The organism is Clostridium sp. BSD9I1, from assembly GCF_900185645.1.
In the GTDB taxonomy this organism is placed as follows: Bacteria; Bacillota; Clostridia; order Clostridiales; family Clostridiaceae; genus Clostridium_AK.
Map to the genome: position 1 here is coordinate 283,812 of NZ_FYAM01000011.1, position 16,845 is coordinate 300,656.

Here is a 16,845-nt window from a genome sequence, read left to right on the forward strand (position 1 = left end):
AGGACATTTATAGGGACTTTATAAACATCTATTTATGTGTAATTTATTCCACTTGAGGATAAAGTTAATAGGATTTTGCGAATTGTTAGGTACCTGATTGAATACAAGAGACAGTTATCTATACTTAGGGCTTTTTCATAAAATAAGCATGGGCTATTAAAACCCATGCTTTATCACAGTATAACTTGCCACTTGCCACGTGGGTGGCACTAATTTAGATTAATTTTTCCTTTATCATCCTTATACCTTCAACAAATTCATTCTTCCCACCTTGTGCAGGATGTCTCACTAGCATTTTCAAACAACTTATTATTCCCCTTCAACTACCTCACCTGATAACCTTACAACTTTGTTAAGCATTTCTATTAATTTTTCCCTCTCACCACTTTCATTAGTTGAAATTCTAAGCAAAGGCAAATTTATCTGCTCTAATACCTTATCTTTCATTGAATCTCTTATTAACTGCTTCTTATTATTTTTATGATACTCATGTCCATCCACCTCAATAACAAGAACAGGTTCCTTATCTAACTTATTAAAAATTAAAAAATCCACATGAGTCCAAGGATTTTGCACAAAGTTCTTTTCTTCACTATTTAAATTAGAGCAATCCCTTACAATGGATTTCAGTGGTACATGCAGAACACATTTAAAAGATGAAAATTCTTGATAATTCAATACTTCCTCAATGACACTATACATTAAATTTTCTGACTTATACTCAGAAACATGTTTACTTGAATTCATCACTTTAAGCAGCTTATCTGAGTACTCGCTGTACAGTAAATCAAATACAGATACCTTCTGACTTTTGATAATAGCTTCCTCTAATGAATTATATTCTATATATCTAATTAAATCTCCAATATTAGTTCCATGCTGCTTGAATAGTTTGTTTGATGTTACCACTATAAGTTCCTTAACAGCACGGGAAACAGCCACATTAATTAAATTCGGATCATCTACAAATGAATTAATATCATTAACTACAGTAGTAAATATTATTGTATTCTTTTCTCTTCCTTGAAATTTATGTACTGTATCAACTTCTATTGGTGATTCTCCAATGAATTTATCAGTTTCAGTAACTTGTTTTCTATAAGGGCATATAATCCCAACTTCACTGCCATCCCCATATGCTGCCTTATTTTCATTTATAATTTCATCCCTAATGACCTCTATTTGCCTAATGTTATACCAACCCTTTTCCCTATCAAACTTATCTTTACGTGCATGATTGCCTGGTGCAGTTTTATAAATTTTTAAGGGCTTTTCCTCAGAATTTTCTTTAGTCATAATTATAAGCTGATTATTGTAAAACTTTTCATTACAAAAGCCAATTATTTTAGGATTACATCTATAGTGCTCACTTAGTAAGGTCTTAGGTAAATCATCCTTATATATCTTCATTAAAGATGATATTATACTATATTTACTATAATTATAAAATTCAGCTATATTGTCAGAATAAAACATTTCATTACTTATCTTTTCAAGCTGAGAATCAACAATTTGAGGCAGCTGCTTCACATCCCCAACTATAACTACATTTTTGCAGCAAGCTAGGGCCAGGGAAGCTGTAACTAAATCAACCTGAGAAGCTTCATCAATAACTATATAATCAAATAAATAGTTTTCAGAAATACTACTGATTATGGAATGAGTAGTGCTTAAAATAACAGGATATTCAAATAAGAAGTTTTTAAAATTACTCTTATAACTTTTAGCTGTAAAACTTTTTCTATACTTTTTTGAATATTTTCTATATAATTCACTGTTAAATAGTTTTACAGATAGGTCAACATATGTTTCCATAAGCTCTTTATAGTTTTTACTTTCAAGCTTTAATTCTAAATCCTGTATTTGCTGTTCTCTTTCTTTAATAGCAATTTTATAATAATCTCTTTTTAAGGAAAAAATAATGTCCATATTATTTTCATTAAAAAATTTAAACTTCCAAATACCATATTTAAGAAGTAAATAAACTTTTATCTTTAATTTGCTTTTTCTATAAGCTTCCTCTGAACTTTCTAAATAAGCTATAAAATCTAGTATGAAATTACCTGACCATCTTCTATAAACAGAGAATTTAGAAACGGAAATATATACATCTTTAAAATTTGCTTCATAATAGCTCTGTTCTATCCTCAGTTTTGAAAGTTCTTCTTTTAACTTTGCTATTTTATTTTGTTTTTCAATAAGCTCATCTAATTTATTAGAAATATGGGAAAGTTCTTCATACAAAATTTTCGTTTCTTCCTTTTCTATGCTCCAATCCTTAATATCTGGCACATCAGTTTGTTTATGCTCAAAAAAATTAGTTTTATTTTCTGCATTACCTAATAATGCTGTAATAAAACCATAACCGTTTTTCTCCAGCTTCTCTTGAACATTAGATGTTGCAGAATTATTACTTGATACAATACCAATAGTCTTTCCTTTAGCTACAACATTTGCAATAATATTTAATATAGTTTGTGTCTTACCTGTCCCTGGAGGACCTTCTATAATACTAATGGAATTTTCTAAGGAGGTTATAACTGCCTTCTTTTGACTTAAATTGAATCCAAATGGAAATATAGGTATATCCTTATTCTTATTTTTCTTAATTTCGCTTCCTGATAAATATGTTGACAATACACTTCTATTACTAATCTTAGTTAGTTTTTCATATTGCTCAAACAATATAGATCTGCCATTGTCCATAACACTTATGTATGGGCATAGATTTTTTAGATACTCAAAAATAGCCTTTGGTTGCTTTTGAGTAAGACAAGAACCTTCATAGCTTATTCTCGATTTATGATAAGTCTCCGACCTTCCGCTATCGTTAATTACTTTGATATATTCTCCAAAGTCAAGTACTGTGCCTGAATTTTTTATAGGAAATCCATCCATTAGCAAAATTTTATCATTTAAATTTATGGTTTTTGGATTCTTTAACACAAGTACATTGAATGAATTATAATTATAGGTTTTATTTGAATGAAGATAGGTTATCGCTACTTGATCTGATGCATAATGTAAATCAGCTATCTCATCAGTTTTGTCTTCATATTCTTTTGTCTTACTGCTTTTTATTAAAACTAGTTGTGTATTAATATCCATGGGATTCTCCTAAAATTCATACTAGTTATCCTAGATTTCATTAACATTAATAATTATCTTGTTTTATTGATATCATTGGTTATAACCAATATTTTTTCCATAAATTAGTGTTTCATACATTAGAATATTCTTGGTCGTTGAAGTATATCCTTTTTATTTAATTAATATAATTTTAATAAAAAATAAGCATAGGCTATAAAACCCATGCTTTATCAAAGTATCACTTGCCACTTGCCACGTGGGTGGCACTAATTATCCTTATACCTTCAACTATCATTTAATCAATCCCTTTTTATATACTTATTGAAGGAACTTTTCGTTGTGCTTATAAATTTTCTCTATCCTTACTTTCTTATTGGAATTAGAAAGAATTTTATATAATATTCTGGTTGGAAATCCACATGGAAGCGAAAATCCCATATGTTCATATTCACCGCCATTATACGGTACCTTACCTCTACTTACAGACTTATAATCTTTAAGTGAATGTAACTCCATAAGTGCTCTCTCAATTTCCCATACTTCCTTCTTTGAAAATTTAATAGAATCTCTTATAGCCATATTAGTTATGTCAAAATCTGGATAATAAACCTTCCACTTATCTTCTATTTCCTTTCTTCTTATTTCTTCTGTTTTCTGTATCTTTTTATCTTTATCCTCAATACTATTTTTTAGCACCTCATTTTCTTTTTTCAGCTCTATATTTCTCAATTCAGTTTCTTTAACCTTCAATGTTTTATCATCAATTTCCTCTGATGCTTGTTTTATAATTTCTTCTTGATATGCTATAGAATTGTTTAAATTTATAAATTCTTTTTTATATTTTTCATTTAATACTTTTAGTTCCCCTATTTCGTTATTTATTATTTCTTTATTTTCTAGGGTAACTTCCTTCTCTAGTCTAAATACCTCTATCTCTAATGCTTTTAATTTTTTAATTATCTCTTCTTTTTCTGAGTTTAATTTTAATATCTTATTCCTTGATTCACTTCTTCGATTACCTTCTTTATTTATTATATTTTTATACCTATGTATATCCGTAAGCAACTTAGAGTGCTCATACTCTAAATTGCTGATTTTGCCTTGTAACCTACTATTGTCTTCTACAAGCTTTTTATATTCTTCATCTCTTTTTCTTATTTCCTCTAAAAGTTCCTGATTGGTTTCGTAGCTAGGCAAATCTTCATTTTTAGGAACAAAACTTCCCCCAAAAACATTTATAGAATCAAATACTAATTGAGCTAACATCTCATTTTTAAGCTTTTTGTTTCCTTTTGTAAATTGCCACACTGTAGTTCCAGCAACAAAAGCTACTCCAGCAGGGCCTAGTATAAATGATAAAGCACTAGTTGCACCAGTGTAAACAGCAAAAGGAAGTGTTATCCCAAGAATTGTAGTAAAAACTGCGTGAATAATTGTTGTCAACCCCATAAATGCTCCAAATCCTGTCGCTGACATTGTTCCAATTATGAGAGCTGGTGTTCCTGTTTTCATTAATACTTTTCTTATTTCTTTACCAGTAAGATTTTGAATTCCTAGAACCTCTTTTAATTTTTCTCTATCATGTTCACTGATATTCTCAATATTCTTCTCTATCTCTTTTATAGTTTTTTCAGCTTCTTCTTGATTCTGTGTATTAAGCTCTTTTTGAATACTTGATAATACCTTTTCAAAATATCTTCTATAAATCCCGTCTGCCTTTTGCGCAGTTGTAAGATTTTTATCTATATTAAAATGATCCGCTACTAAATTAATAATACATACTGATATAGCATCCTTTGATTGTTCTCCAACCATATTGGCTTTTTCTTTTAATAAGTTCATTAATTTATCATCTAATTGGCTTCTACTTAAATTTATAATTTTATTTTTCTCTTCAAGAATATAATCTTCTATTTTCTTTTCTTCAATTATCTTAACTCCAGGATCTTTACCAAAAAATTTACCAATGTTGTTAATAGCCTTCGTACTTTTATTAGCAACTGTAGTTCCATATCCTTTAATAACATTCTCCATATTTACAGCTTGAAGCATTGCAATGTTATCTATTATTACATTATCATCTAATTTTTCTAACCCATCAAAAATATTTGGCATATTATAGTTCCTTTCCCTTTTTAATATTACCTTTTTAATTTAACACAATATTACATGTAACTCAAATTATTGATTTGCTATATATTATAGTTTTTAAAAATTACCCATTAATATTGTCTATGAATTTACAGAAAAAACCTTCTTTTAATTCGATTACCTATAACTTTACAAAAATAAGCATGTGCCTCAACAGCCCCATGCTTTATTTAAGTACAACTTGCCACTTGTCATGTGGGTGGCACCTCTAGTATATGTGTGAGTATATTCTTTTCTTCATCTTCATACAAATGATATGTGGTATGAAATTTTTTACTATCAATATAATTAAAGTTTAGTATATTTATTTGAATACCCTTATATTCCTCTAAAAATTTTAATTTTCCTTGTTATCACTAAGTAAATCCATCATTTTCCTATATGCATCACTTTCTTTTTCTAGGTCAGATAACTTATCTAAGTATACTTTGCACTTTGCATAATTACCTCTTTTGTACATTTCCGTAGCCTTGTGCCACCTGTAGGCATCCCAATAACTTTTTTTACGCATTTCTACAACACCTAAAATCTCTAATACAAATCCAATTAGTAATAATAGTGGCATTCCAAAACCTATGATTATGCAAAGCAGTCCTCCATAAATATAATAAGCTGGTTTGTTTTTTGCCTTTGTATTTATTCTTAATTCATTTTGCAATTCTTTTACACCTTGCCATAAATTAGAGTTATATCTTTGATTATTTTTAGAATTGTTTCTAGGCCTAGCTTTTAAACTACCTTTAGTACTGCTGGCAGCTTTTATAATATCATTAACTCCAAAGGTTGTTTTATTATAAACTTTATTATATGCGGCCCTTTTAGGATCCTTAATCCACCCCATGCCCTTTTTTCCATACCCAGGAATAATTGCTTTTTTAACTCTTCTTTTTAGCTTTCCAGTTGTTCTTGCCTTTATGCTTTTCTTTAGTGAAGGCTTTCTCATTCCAAACTTCATATTCTTCATCCTTTTTATTTGATATTTCTATAATTATTGTAACATTTTTATATGAAGACTAACTTACATTTATGAAAGTTCTTTTTTATTTCTAATATCTATAACAACTTTAATAAATAGCAAAAAGATAGCTGACTATTTTTTCTATTCAAGCTATCTTTTTAAATTATGCACCCGTGAGCCTTATTTTAATTTTTCTTTTATCATCCTTATACCTTCAACAAATTCATTCTTCCCACCTTGTGCAGGATGTCTCACTTTTTCACAGCTAATACCTAGTTTATTGAGGCTTTCCTCTGCTTTATTTCCCATGGCAACTACCTTTTCAATATTAAACATTTCAATCATCTGAAGCAGTGGCTTCTCACCTATTAATAGTTCCTTTTTTAAAGGTGTTCTATTGCTTTCCCCATTGTCCCTTTTATATGGGTGAAAGGGAAACGCATTCCAAGACAGCACCATCATGTCATATTCTACAAGAGTGGTCCATATTATTGTAGCTGTTGCCTCTTTAAGGAGCTTGTCCTTTTCTAGAGCCAACCTATATCCATTTTCCCTACCAAATATCTCTAGGCCATTTATATTATTCATAAGCAAATGCTCACTAGTAAAAGGTACACCAGTAAGACGGCATCCTCTATATCCTGGTGCTTCTCCAACAAGTATTATCTTGGGCTTCAATTTATACATCTGCTTTAAATAAATCATCAAATTCTCTCTTCTTATAGAGTTCTCCTCATGTTCATAGGAGTATTGATTGCATACATTGGGCATGGCCTCTATTAATGCTAGATCTTCTACAAATGTCTCTATATTTTTTATCATTATAACCAATCCTTTTTATATCTCTAAATCATATATATGAGATGATTTTATTGTCTCTTATATTATGCTTTAAACTTATAATTTAACTTTACTATCTCGTTAGATGCTTCTAAAAATATGTCTAGATATATTATTTCTGAATGACAAAATTTAATAATGTCCTGTTCTGCAACATCCCTTTTATAGTAATCATGAGTGAATCTATTTCTAAGAACTACGCACTTAACCATAAAATTAGAAAGAAAATCATCCATTAACCCGTACATTGCGGCAGATTTAATTAAATCAACTCCGCTTAATCTAGTATTGTATCTATCATTGATTACTAAGTAAGTTTCACAAATATCTATGATGTACTCTGTAAAGTCTGAGAAATATCCGGTCATGCCTCTTGCCACTATTTCATTTGGAGATTCACAATACAGCTCAACAGCCTTCCTAATTTTAATTAGGAAGGCATATGCACTGTTAAATTTATCATTTAATCTTTCTTTTTTATATTTATAATACACCATACTTTGATTCCCAATCCCTTCTAATTAGACTAATTAGCCTTTCATTAACTCTATTAAACTTACTAATATATAATAAAAAGTCGTAATGAAGCTCCATGTCAAAAATAATTTTATCTGTAAAATCTATATAAATATCTGCAAATACTGTATCGAAGTTATTTAAAGCTATAAAGGTGAAATGAATATTGTCATATTCAAAATATTCTTTTAGAAGTGGATAATAATAGTCTTCTAATTTACATTCCAAGTCAAAATCCGAATGCTTAACTAAAACTAAGATATCAATGTCACTTCTTTCCTTATTCCAAAATCTTGTATTATAACTACCAAATAACGTTAAAGAAATTACATTTTCATCATATCTAGATAAAGTACTGTCTGATAGCAACTTGCTAATCACTTCACTATTTTGAACATACTCACTCATAATATTACCTCCATATAAAAATCCTACAAATCTAAAATAAATATTACATATACAGTTATTTTAACAGTTTGGATCATGATTAACAACTAACTTGCCACTTGTCACGTGGGTGGCACCATATTATCTATAGTTTTCTTCAATCCATTGATTTATATAATTTACAAACTTAGAAAAGTCATCTAAATGGTTGTGTAATATATCTATTATTATTTTTTCATCAACTCTCATATAATCATGGACAAGAATATTTCTAAAGGATATCATGTTAGCTATTTCCTTGGAAAACTTTTGCGGTAAGACCTTGTTCTGTCCTAAGCTTAAAATAACTTCCCTATATGTGTCTGGTTTCTCTATATCTAATACTGAAATAATTATATATCCCCCGCTTCTTTTTTTGCCCACTCTTTTATATATTTCATTTGAGTTCTTCTAAAAGGCTCCATATCCATATATTCTTTAAGGACTCTAACCTCAAAATTCACCTTAGCATCTTCATTTTCCATATAAACAAGTTTTCCATACTTAATAACTTGATGCTTTAATACAGAATTAGCATTATTTAATATAACTAAATCTATATCATTTCTTTTAAAAACATCAATAAACTCACCTATTAATGCTAGCTTATCTAAGGGATTATAGTTATCCTCCAAAAGCACAGCTATGTCTAAATCGCTGTCTTTGCCATTTGTCCCCTTTGCATAAGATCCAAATATATAAATTAATTTTATTCCATAACTATCTATTAGTGTCTCTAAATTATTTTCAAGTATATCTTTAACTTCACATAAATCTTTTTGAATCATAGTTTTACCTACCTTGAAATTAGTACTTTGTAAGTATTATATCATTATTATCAGCTAATATATAATAAATTTTACAAAAATAAGCATGGTCTCTAAAACCATGCTTCATCTCAGTATCACTTGCCACTTGCCATGTGGGTGGCACCACGCTTACTACTTTAAAAAGATAAATGAAAACAATCTAGATTCTTTATCATTCCTTCTATATGAATAGGTTTCATATTCCTTGTTACAAAAGGTACAAATATTCACATCATGAATATTATCTTCCAAAACTCCTTTACATCTTAATTGGTGCATAATGCACTTCTTCAAATTAAGCTTTCTTCCATCATGGAAATCTATATCTTTATACATGCTATTATTCTTAAAGAGCTCTATTAGTTCTTCACTTACCTCATAACAACACCCGCCAATATGGGGTCCAATACACACAACTAAGTCCTCAGCTTTTGTTCCATAGTTTTTAATTAGCTTATCTATAGTTTTAGAAGCAATACCCATTTCAGTTCCCTTCCATCCACTGTGTACTGCTGCAATTACATTATTTGTTTTATCATACATCAAAATCGGAACACAATCTGCAGTAAAAACTCCTACTGCAATATTCCTTTCCTTTGTAATTATTGCATCTCCTTCATGAATTTCACCATCATAAACATATATATAATCACTATGGGTTTGATTAAGATATCCAACTTCTTTTAATTCAAACCACTCTTTTAAATTTTCTAAGTTATTAATACCCTCTTTAGAATTTTTACTTAAATTAAGATCGTTCTTTGCTGTAGAAAAAACAAACTCTGCATTTGAATTTGAATAACTAATAAATTCATATCCGTCTTTATTTAAAATCTTCATTGTGCCCTCCATAAAATATCCTCATTTATATTTCATTAATTCCTTCATGTAATTATATCAAAATAAAAAGTCTCTGAAAAACAAATAAAGCACAGAACTTTAGCTCTGCACCTTATATTTATAACTATCTTATTCCTTTTCTAACTTTCCTCTATAGTCAATGGTTCCACCAGATACATTTATCACCTTAAAGCCCTTTAACATAAGTTCATTACAGGTAAAACTGCTTTTTCTTCCGGACCTGCAAATTATATGGTACTCTTTATCCTTGTTTAAATATTCATCTGGATTTCTTAGTACTTCATACATTGGAATGTTTTTAGCCGTTGGCAGGTGCCCCTCTTCATATTGGTCAGATTCCCTTATATCTATTAAACTTATTTTTCCTAGTGACTCTTCCAAATCATTTACATCTACTGATTTTACTCTATCTTCCCTAAAAAATGAAGGCATGTTATCATCTCCCTAATAGTTAATTACTCAATTTATCTTAAGTATCTCCTTTTTATCAAATTAATATAATTTCAATAAAAAATAAGCACAAGCTATAGAACTCATGCTTTATCAAAGTATCAACTTGCCACTTGCCACGTGGGTGGCACCTAATTTTTAATTTGGGAAAACTCGTAACTGTACAGATACCCCATTTGGATCATAAACATAGAAGTAACGAGTTCCATCTCCAGGATTTTGTATAGGGGAAGGGTTAAGCCCTTTGTCCTGAACAAGCTTATGCATTTCATCAAGTTTATCCGTCTCAAAGCAAATGAACATACCCTTGCCTTCAAACTTTTGACCTTGCGGCCTGTATAGAAGTTCAATTTCAGTTTCTCCACTGCCATTTGTTAAAAATGCAAGTTCTGCATCTCCTGCTTTAAAGCGGCGGGAAATAGTAAGTTCTGTAATTGTCTCATAAAATTCGATAGATTCTTCTAAGTTGTTCACATTTAAAGTTATATGTTTAATGTGCATAGTATATCTCCCCTTCTATTGTAATTTAAATAATTATCACACAATAAGGTATATAATTCAAGCAATGGGTTATTCATTGAGCTTAAATTTTACGCGCCTTACATAAAAGCAAGCATGCGCCACAAAAGCCCATGCTAAAAATTTTAAAATATAAAACTGTAGTAGTTTTCAATATATACTTTTTTACATTTATCAAAATAATTTATAACATTTATATTATCAATTACCTGCTACTACAGGATAAGATACCTTTAACCAACCATTATTCATTCCACCATTTAAGGATTTTGCCTTAAATCCAGCTATATTTAGAGCAGCAGTTGTTTGCCCTCCAGTTTGGCCGGTATAACAGTAAACAATAATTGTCTTATCCTTAGGAAGCTTATCTAAACTTTCCCCAACTTTTTTAAATGGAATATTATGCGCTCCCGATATATGACCTTTTGCAAAGTCTTTAGTTTCCCTTATATCAAGGATATAAATGTCCTTATTATTTAAATCTACTAATTGTTTTAATTGGGCTTCCGGTATTTTATATATGTCCTCTGGCATACGTTCGTAATATGCTACAACAGCATCTACGGTTGCTTTAGAATTACTAGATGAGCCAGCCTTTGGCCATCCACCAATAATAGTAGTAACAACTAAAAAAACTAATACAACTATTGTAAATGTTAAAATTGATTTTTCACCATTACCTTTAAACATATTTATTCCCCCTAACCTTGAATTTTCTTTTTTTCTAAATAGTCTATTGCATAAATGATTATAACTAATATAGAGCTAAACATAACTGCTAGTGAAAAAGGATTTATTTGTACTATATCTACTAGACTTATCTTTCCAATATCAAACTTAGCTATTGAAAAATTAGTATACTGCTGGATAAGGGTGTAAAGCAGCACTCCAAAAACTCCCCCAATAACTGTATATTTTGCATCTCTTTTTCCTTCTCCCATGGCTCCTATACTTGTTCCAGGGCAATATCCTGAAAATGCAAAGCCTACGCCAAAGATTAAACCTCCTATAATGTTTCCTACAACATTGGTTGTTATTAAATCTAAGGAAACTAATCCTGCGGTTCTCAAACTAAATATTCCTACACAAGTTATTGCTACACTAAATAACATAAACTTAGGTATTGTTAAATCTTTAAGCCTTAACGCGTTTATTATATTTTTATATTCAAGGGCCTCAACCCTTTGGAGTATATATCCGAACCCTATTCCAAATAATAAAGCTAATAATAAGCTCATCATATTTTCCTCCTTCTAAATAACAAGATAGCTGTTGGAATGCCAGATGCAAAAACTGCTACAGCAAAAAGAATCCCGCTTAAAGCCATTTGACTCATTCCACTTATAATGTGCGAGCTGGTACATCCACCTGCAAGTCTTGATCCAAATAAAAGTAAAACTCCTCCAAAGAAAGCATGTATCATTCTAAGTCTAGGATTGTTACCAAATCTTTCAGCCCAAAGAGAAGGTATCTCTGTTTCATCAATTTTGTCAGTAGATATGCTCTTTGGATGGATACGCTTCCCCAAAAATCCTCCTAGAAAGATACCTAATACAAGCATCCACTGCCAACTTACTTCAAGGGTTCCTGTTGTTCCGCAGGTACCTGCTGTCCATGTACTGACGGGTATAAGCTGTGATGAAAAAAAACTGTGTTACATAACCAGTTGTTTGGGCATATGCGGTAGTCGTTCCTAAATGATTTCCGCTTAAAAATATAAGAATATTTAGGATTCCTAAAGAAATGCCCCCCTTTACCCAAGACCATTTTGAATTCATACCTATTATCTCCTCTTTATATTAATATCATATTATCACTATATTCAGATATTACGATATAGTTGCCATTTTTTTTATATTTTTATAATAAAATTTTAGATATGATTTTTATATAAATATAATCTTACAGGTGGGTTTTTATATTTTTAACAACTAAAGAAGAAGTGAGATTGCTCCCACTTCTAAGATTCTTCGTATATTAATCCCCTGCAGGATGATAGCAGAGCTGAACAACCCCTGAAGAAAATGTCTTAGTATCAACAAGCTTGAGACCTACCCTCTCTTTTATATCAATGAACAGAGGTTTGCCCTGTCCTAAGATGATAGGATGAATAGATAATCTATATTCATCAATAAGCCCTAGATTTAAAAAAGTTGTTATAAGACTTGATCCCCCATAAAGCCAAATTCCTTTACCTGGCTCATTCTTTATTTTCTTTACTTCCTCTACTATATTGCTGCTTATTAAATTAGCCCCTGGGTACTCCTTGCCAGAGGTTTTTGAAAACACATATTTCTTCTTACTATGAACTAAGCTCCAAACCTCTTTTTCAGCATCTGATATTTCATCTCCAGGAATGTATTGTCCCCATAAATCATAGCTTTTACGCCCATATAAAATTGTATCAATGCTATTTAGGAAATCAACAAACTTCATATCTGGATCCATAATACACCAATCTACTTCACCCTTTGGTCCCTCGATAAATCCATCTAATGTCACTGCTAAATCTAAAATTATTTTTCTATCACTTCCACTATTGAACATTACATTCATCCTCCCCTAAAAAATGCTTTTTATTTTGTTAGCATTTCATGTAAAATGTCCTGCTTCTAAAGTCTTATGATGAAATTTACTATAAAAAGTTATACTACTTATAATATACGTTATAATACGGCTTACCATCCAACAAAAAAACACCGATTCTTTTATATTTTACATATGGAATCAGTGTTTCTTCGTTTTTAATTATTATTTCCGTAAAATCTTATCCATGGCTTTTCCCTTTGCCAACTCATCAATCAGCTTATCCAAATAGCGAATTTCCTGCATGGTTGGTTCTTCAATGTCTTCCACTCGGACACCGCATACCACACCTTTAATCAAGGCTCTCAAAGGATTCAGTTTAGGAGCTTCCGCAAAGAAGGTCTCAAAAGCTGTCTGTTTTTCCAGTTGAGCTTCTAACTCTTCCTGGCTATATCCTGTCAACCAACGGATGATTTCATCCACTTCTGTTTTCGTACGTCCTTTTTTCTCCGCCTTCGTAACATAAAGGGGATAAACACTTGCTACACTCATTTTATAGATATTATGTTTGGTCATGATATATCCTCGCTTATGTAATTTTCTTTATTATATCACTAAAAACACTGTATTTCCCATATCATTCCTCCGGGTCCTCGCCTCTTCTTTATTTATATATATCTGAGAATTCTATATTAATTTTCTCAACATTATTTTTTTCTGTTGAATTACTCATTGGATGTAAATTGTCCGCTTTTTCTACTAATTTACATGGAAGATGCATAATAATCTCAGTACCATGCGCAATCTCACTATTTACATATATTGTTCCACCATGCAATTCTACCAAGGCCTTGACAATAGAAAGTCCTATTCCACTTCCTTCATGATCCCTTGTAAGAGATCTGTCAACTTGCACAAAACGTTCAAATATTAAATTTAGCTTTTCTTCAGGAATACCTCTTCCTGTGTCCTTTACCCTAATACAAATATTTTCCACACTATTTTCTATACTAACCATGATTTCACCACCCGGCTGGGTAAACTTTACTGCATTTGATAACAAATTCAAAATAATTCTCTCTATTTTATCAGGGTCACAAGCGATAATTTTTTCCTCTATATCTGTATCAAATATAATTGATAACCCCTTGCTCTCTATATAATCAGCAACAGACAGTGTTATGTCTTCTATGAGATTTATTATATTAATATTTGTTTTATATATTTCAAAATAACCTACATCAATCTTTGTTATATCAATTAAATTATTGGTTAATCTTAAAAGCCGGTAACAATTTTGTTTCATTATATTTATGTATTTATGGCAATTTGAATATATATTACGGTCCAAACATCCCTTTAAATTGGATTCATATAACTGAAGTGAAGAAAAAATAACATTAATTGGAGTCCTTAATTCATGAGAAATATTTGCGAAAAACTCCGTTTTAACTCTATCATGCTCCATAAGATCATCTAGTCTTCTTCTTTCTTCATGAGCCTTTAGCAGTTCTTCCTCCGCTCTTTTACGCTGGACAATTTCCTCTTCAAGCTGAACATTACGCGCCTGTAATTGATGTTGCAGACGGGACAATGACAAGTGCGTCTCCACCCTGATTAATACTTCTTCTTTTTGAAAAGGTTTGGTAATGTAATCCACACCACCTGCTTTAAAACCTATGACCTTGTTGGCCGCCTCGTCAAGAGCGCTAATAAATATCACTGGAATGTCACGGCTGTGCTCGTCCAGCTTCAACTGCCTGCATACCTCATAACCATCCATCTCCGGCATTATTACATCCAGTATAATCAAATCCGGCTTTTCAATGACCACTGATTTAAGCGCCTTTACGCCGCTAGACACTGGTTGCACTTGATAGCCATGCTCAGAAAGCAGATCTGCCAACAGCTTCAGATTAAGTAGCGTATCGTCAACAATCATAATTTTTGTCGAATCACTTATTTGCCTACCACAATTTATCATACTTCATTCTCCTTCAACATCCCTTTTCTCAATTTTTCATTTCGTTAACGATTATCACAATTGAATTCTCGCTTCTTTCCTCCGCAATGCAATACTTTGTCAAAGGCTCTAGGCATTTATCGATAATACCTGGCTTGAAGCCGGTATTTCCTTAGAGGATGCAGCAATAGTTTTGGTGGCGTTATATAGGGTTTTCTGAATCTGCATACTATTTTTCATCAATAACTGGACTTACAACATAATTCACCAAAATTTCTTCGTAGTTTCAATATTCGAGAAAACATTTCAAATTCCTTCAATAAACTTCCGATATAAATATTATAGTATGCCCCAAGCAAAATTCCCTAAAGCTTATTTCCTATCTTTATAAGCCTTTCTTTAAAGAATGGAGTAACTTGCCACTTGCCATGTGGGTGGCACTATACTGAAAAAGGATAAATAAAAAAGCACGGCTTTAGCCCTGCAATATTTATTCATTCAAAATACTTTTGTTTTTATATTCTTTTTAGTTACTAAACTCATAATTTATAAATCTATTTTTTTATTTCTTTTGACGTTTTGCTACTTTCTTACTAGCTGCTTTCTGCTCTTTTTCTAATTTTGCCTGTTCTTGTCTTGCGGAAAAATCTTCAGCATTAACAAAGTTCGATGAAATTGTATTGTTTGGATCAAATTCAAGTACTTTTTTATATATATCATAAGCACCTTCACGATCCCCTTTAAGCAATAAACACTTTGCTATTCTTGTGTATGCTGCATTGCTATTGGATTTTTTACTTATGATCCTCTTATTTACATTAATAGCAGTATCATCCCATTGATTATTTGAAGCTAATTCTTTTGCAATCTCGTTCAATTCAGAAAGAGTCTTATCTTGAAACATTTTATTCCCTCCTATTTATTAATGCAAAAAACAAAAAAGCTTTTGTTGCATTATCCTTTGAATTATATAGTAGGTATACTTTATGACTAGATTCAAGTTCTTACCTATATATACATTGTAACATATAAAATCGTATAAATGTAATAAATTAATTTATGATCTAACTCTTGCAGAAAAACCAAGGGTGATTTCTAAGAGCTTCCGTAGCAGGTACAAGTGATGCTTATTCAAAAATATCTGATTTCAAAGAAAAAAATATGAATATTTGACTGTGGAACTTTATTGAAGTAACTATTATAATTTATATATAGCAGGACTATAATGTAATAAAAACTTATAGATTATATGGGTGAATATCATTTGCATTATATGGGGAGGAGATACCATGCTAAATATTTCTTTAATTATTACAGCAATAATGTCTCTAACTATGATAGTATTTGGGTTCTTATTAAGTAAAAAACCACCTAAAGAAATAAATTCTATAATTGGTTACCGCTCACAAATGTCAACAAAAAATAGAGACACCTGGGAGTTTGCACATAAGTATTCAGGAAAAGTGTGGATTAGAAGTGGTGTTATCAATGGAGTAGTATCAGTTGTTTTGACACTTACTTTACAAAATTCAAATAACTATAGCGAGCTTATAGTTGCATTGATTTACGTTCAACTTATAATATTACTTTTGGTAATACCATTAACAGAAATAGCGTTAAGAAAAATGTTTGATAAGAATGGAATTAAAAAATAAGCATGAGCTATAAAACTCATGCTTTATCCATATATGACTTGCCACTTGCCATGTGGGTGGCACTATATTGCAGCTTATTAG

General features: G+C 30.8%; 19 protein-coding genes. 1 reads left to right on the forward strand and 18 read right to left on the reverse strand.

Features of this window, described 5'->3' with window-relative positions:
- Positions 1 to 309: 309 nt before the first annotated feature.
- The 18 genes from BSD9I1_RS06715 to BSD9I1_RS06805 all read right to left on the reverse strand — a co-directional run bounded on the left by BSD9I1_RS06715 (position 310) and on the right by BSD9I1_RS06805 (position 16,013).
- Positions 310 to 3,108 (reverse strand): AAA domain-containing protein, encoded by a 2,799-nt coding sequence (locus tag BSD9I1_RS06715; RefSeq protein WP_186429690.1) that lies wholly within the window; start codon positions 3,106 to 3,108, stop codon positions 310 to 312.
- A gap of 300 nt (positions 3,109 to 3,408) precedes the next feature.
- Positions 3,409 to 5,205: a hypothetical protein gene (locus tag BSD9I1_RS06720; protein WP_186429691.1), complete on the reverse strand. Its 1,797-nt coding sequence runs from the start codon at positions 5,203 to 5,205 to the stop codon at positions 3,409 to 3,411.
- A 373-nt stretch (positions 5,206 to 5,578) separates the two neighbouring features.
- The gene (locus BSD9I1_RS18830; protein ID WP_207653893.1) at positions 5,579 to 6,196 is read right to left on the reverse strand and encodes a hypothetical protein; all 618 of its coding nucleotides are present in this window, start codon (positions 6,194 to 6,196) and stop codon (positions 5,579 to 5,581) included.
- A gap of 183 nt (positions 6,197 to 6,379) precedes the next feature.
- The gene (locus tag BSD9I1_RS06735) at positions 6,380 to 7,021 is read right to left on the reverse strand and encodes a uracil-DNA glycosylase (protein ID WP_207653889.1); all 642 of its coding nucleotides are present in this window, start codon (positions 7,019 to 7,021) and stop codon (positions 6,380 to 6,382) included.
- A gap of 62 nt (positions 7,022 to 7,083) precedes the next feature.
- On the reverse strand, positions 7,084 to 7,536 hold the full coding sequence (locus tag BSD9I1_RS06740) for a hypothetical protein (RefSeq protein WP_242966434.1): 453 nt from the start codon (positions 7,534 to 7,536) through the stop codon (positions 7,084 to 7,086).
- The gene (locus BSD9I1_RS06745; RefSeq protein WP_186429692.1) at positions 7,523 to 7,963 is read right to left on the reverse strand and encodes a nucleotidyltransferase domain-containing protein; all 441 of its coding nucleotides are present in this window, start codon (positions 7,961 to 7,963) and stop codon (positions 7,523 to 7,525) included. The genes BSD9I1_RS06740 and BSD9I1_RS06745 overlap by 14 nt, the downstream gene beginning before the upstream one ends.
- Before the next feature lie 120 nt (positions 7,964 to 8,083).
- A complete protein-coding gene (locus tag BSD9I1_RS06750) occupies positions 8,084 to 8,365 on the reverse strand; it encodes a DUF86 domain-containing protein (RefSeq protein WP_242966435.1) in 282 nt (93 codons plus the stop codon).
- Entirely contained in the window at positions 8,335 to 8,769 is a 435-nt protein-coding gene (locus BSD9I1_RS06755) for a nucleotidyltransferase domain-containing protein (RefSeq protein WP_186429693.1), read from the reverse strand. Before BSD9I1_RS06755 ends, BSD9I1_RS06750 begins: the two co-directional genes overlap by 31 nt.
- Positions 8,770 to 8,922: 153 nt before the next feature.
- A complete protein-coding gene (pgeF, locus tag BSD9I1_RS06760) occupies positions 8,923 to 9,630 on the reverse strand; it encodes a peptidoglycan editing factor PgeF (protein WP_186429694.1) in 708 nt (235 codons plus the stop codon).
- 129 nt (positions 9,631 to 9,759) lie between these two features.
- Positions 9,760 to 10,083, reverse strand: a complete 324-nt coding sequence (locus BSD9I1_RS06765) for a rhodanese-like domain-containing protein (protein WP_186429695.1) — start codon at positions 10,081 to 10,083, stop codon at positions 9,760 to 9,762.
- A 156-nt stretch (positions 10,084 to 10,239) separates the two neighbouring features.
- Positions 10,240 to 10,602 carry a VOC family protein gene (locus tag BSD9I1_RS06770; RefSeq protein ID WP_186429696.1) on the reverse strand — a complete coding sequence of 121 codons (363 nt, stop codon included), beginning with the start codon at positions 10,600 to 10,602 and terminating at the stop codon, positions 10,240 to 10,242.
- A gap of 219 nt (positions 10,603 to 10,821) precedes the next feature.
- Entirely contained in the window at positions 10,822 to 11,310 is a 489-nt protein-coding gene (locus BSD9I1_RS06775) for a rhodanese-like domain-containing protein (RefSeq protein WP_186429697.1), read from the reverse strand.
- A gap of 11 nt (positions 11,311 to 11,321) precedes the next feature.
- On the reverse strand, positions 11,322 to 11,858 hold the full coding sequence (locus BSD9I1_RS06780; protein ID WP_186429698.1) for a YeeE/YedE thiosulfate transporter family protein: 537 nt from the start codon (positions 11,856 to 11,858) through the stop codon (positions 11,322 to 11,324).
- The gene (locus tag BSD9I1_RS06785) at positions 11,858 to 12,250 is read right to left on the reverse strand and encodes a YeeE/YedE thiosulfate transporter family protein (RefSeq protein WP_278281160.1); all 393 of its coding nucleotides are present in this window, start codon (positions 12,248 to 12,250) and stop codon (positions 11,858 to 11,860) included. Before BSD9I1_RS06785 ends, BSD9I1_RS06780 begins: the two co-directional genes overlap by 1 nt.
- Before the next feature lie 347 nt (positions 12,251 to 12,597).
- Positions 12,598 to 13,167 (reverse strand): dihydrofolate reductase family protein, encoded by a 570-nt coding sequence (locus BSD9I1_RS06790; protein WP_186429700.1) that lies wholly within the window; start codon positions 13,165 to 13,167, stop codon positions 12,598 to 12,600.
- Between the two features lie 204 nt (positions 13,168 to 13,371).
- Positions 13,372 to 13,722, reverse strand: a complete 351-nt coding sequence (locus BSD9I1_RS06795; RefSeq protein WP_186429701.1) for a DUF2200 domain-containing protein — start codon at positions 13,720 to 13,722, stop codon at positions 13,372 to 13,374.
- 88 nt (positions 13,723 to 13,810) lie between these two features.
- The gene (locus BSD9I1_RS06800) at positions 13,811 to 15,130 is read right to left on the reverse strand and encodes a hybrid sensor histidine kinase/response regulator (protein ID WP_186429702.1); all 1,320 of its coding nucleotides are present in this window, start codon (positions 15,128 to 15,130) and stop codon (positions 13,811 to 13,813) included.
- 541 nt (positions 15,131 to 15,671) lie between these two features.
- Positions 15,672 to 16,013, reverse strand: coding sequence for a tetratricopeptide repeat protein (locus tag BSD9I1_RS06805; RefSeq protein ID WP_186429703.1), 342 nt, complete (start codon positions 16,011 to 16,013; stop codon positions 15,672 to 15,674).
- 385 nt (positions 16,014 to 16,398) lie between these two features.
- On the opposite strand from BSD9I1_RS06805, the gene BSD9I1_RS06810 reads away from it, so the two are divergent.
- The gene (locus tag BSD9I1_RS06810; RefSeq protein WP_186429704.1) at positions 16,399 to 16,764 is read left to right on the forward strand and encodes an SdpI family protein; all 366 of its coding nucleotides are present in this window, start codon (positions 16,399 to 16,401) and stop codon (positions 16,762 to 16,764) included.
- Positions 16,765 to 16,845 lie beyond the last annotated feature (81 nt).

Excerpts from the sequence above, each read along its gene's own strand:
- BSD9I1_RS06715 (WP_186429690.1), bottom strand. The coding sequence starts at position 3,108 with ATGGATATTAATACACAACTAGTTTTAATAAAAAGCAGTAAGACAAAA.
- BSD9I1_RS06720 (WP_186429691.1), bottom strand. The coding sequence starts at position 5,205 with ATGCCAAATATTTTTGATGGGTTAGAAAAATTAGATGATAATGTAATA.
- BSD9I1_RS18830 (WP_207653893.1), bottom strand. The coding sequence starts at position 6,196 with ATGAAGTTTGGAATGAGAAAGCCTTCACTAAAGAAAAGCATAAAGGCA.
- BSD9I1_RS06735 (WP_207653889.1), bottom strand. The coding sequence starts at position 7,021 with ATGATAAAAAATATAGAGACATTTGTAGAAGATCTAGCATTAATAGAG.
- BSD9I1_RS06740 (WP_242966434.1), bottom strand. The coding sequence starts at position 7,536 with ATGGTGTATTATAAATATAAAAAAGAAAGATTAAATGATAAATTTAAC.
- BSD9I1_RS06745 (WP_186429692.1), bottom strand. The coding sequence starts at position 7,963 with ATGAGTGAGTATGTTCAAAATAGTGAAGTGATTAGCAAGTTGCTATCA.
- BSD9I1_RS06755 (WP_186429693.1), bottom strand. The coding sequence starts at position 8,769 with ATGATTCAAAAAGATTTATGTGAAGTTAAAGATATACTTGAAAATAAT.
- pgeF (WP_186429694.1), bottom strand. The coding sequence starts at position 9,630 with ATGAAGATTTTAAATAAAGACGGATATGAATTTATTAGTTATTCAAAT.
- BSD9I1_RS06765 (WP_186429695.1), bottom strand. The coding sequence starts at position 10,083 with ATGCCTTCATTTTTTAGGGAAGATAGAGTAAAATCAGTAGATGTAAAT.
- BSD9I1_RS06770 (WP_186429696.1), bottom strand. The coding sequence starts at position 10,602 with ATGCACATTAAACATATAACTTTAAATGTGAACAACTTAGAAGAATCT.
- BSD9I1_RS06775 (WP_186429697.1), bottom strand. The coding sequence starts at position 11,310 with ATGTTTAAAGGTAATGGTGAAAAATCAATTTTAACATTTACAATAGTT.
- BSD9I1_RS06780 (WP_186429698.1), bottom strand. The coding sequence starts at position 11,858 with ATGAGCTTATTATTAGCTTTATTATTTGGAATAGGGTTCGGATATATA.
- BSD9I1_RS06790 (WP_186429700.1), bottom strand. The coding sequence starts at position 13,167 with ATGTTCAATAGTGGAAGTGATAGAAAAATAATTTTAGATTTAGCAGTG.
- BSD9I1_RS06795 (WP_186429701.1), bottom strand. The coding sequence starts at position 13,722 with ATGACCAAACATAATATCTATAAAATGAGTGTAGCAAGTGTTTATCCC.
- BSD9I1_RS06800 (WP_186429702.1), bottom strand. The coding sequence starts at position 15,130 with ATGATAAATTGTGGTAGGCAAATAAGTGATTCGACAAAAATTATGATT.
- BSD9I1_RS06805 (WP_186429703.1), bottom strand. The coding sequence starts at position 16,013 with ATGTTTCAAGATAAGACTCTTTCTGAATTGAACGAGATTGCAAAAGAA.
- BSD9I1_RS06810 (WP_186429704.1), top strand. The coding sequence starts at position 16,399 with ATGCTAAATATTTCTTTAATTATTACAGCAATAATGTCTCTAACTATG.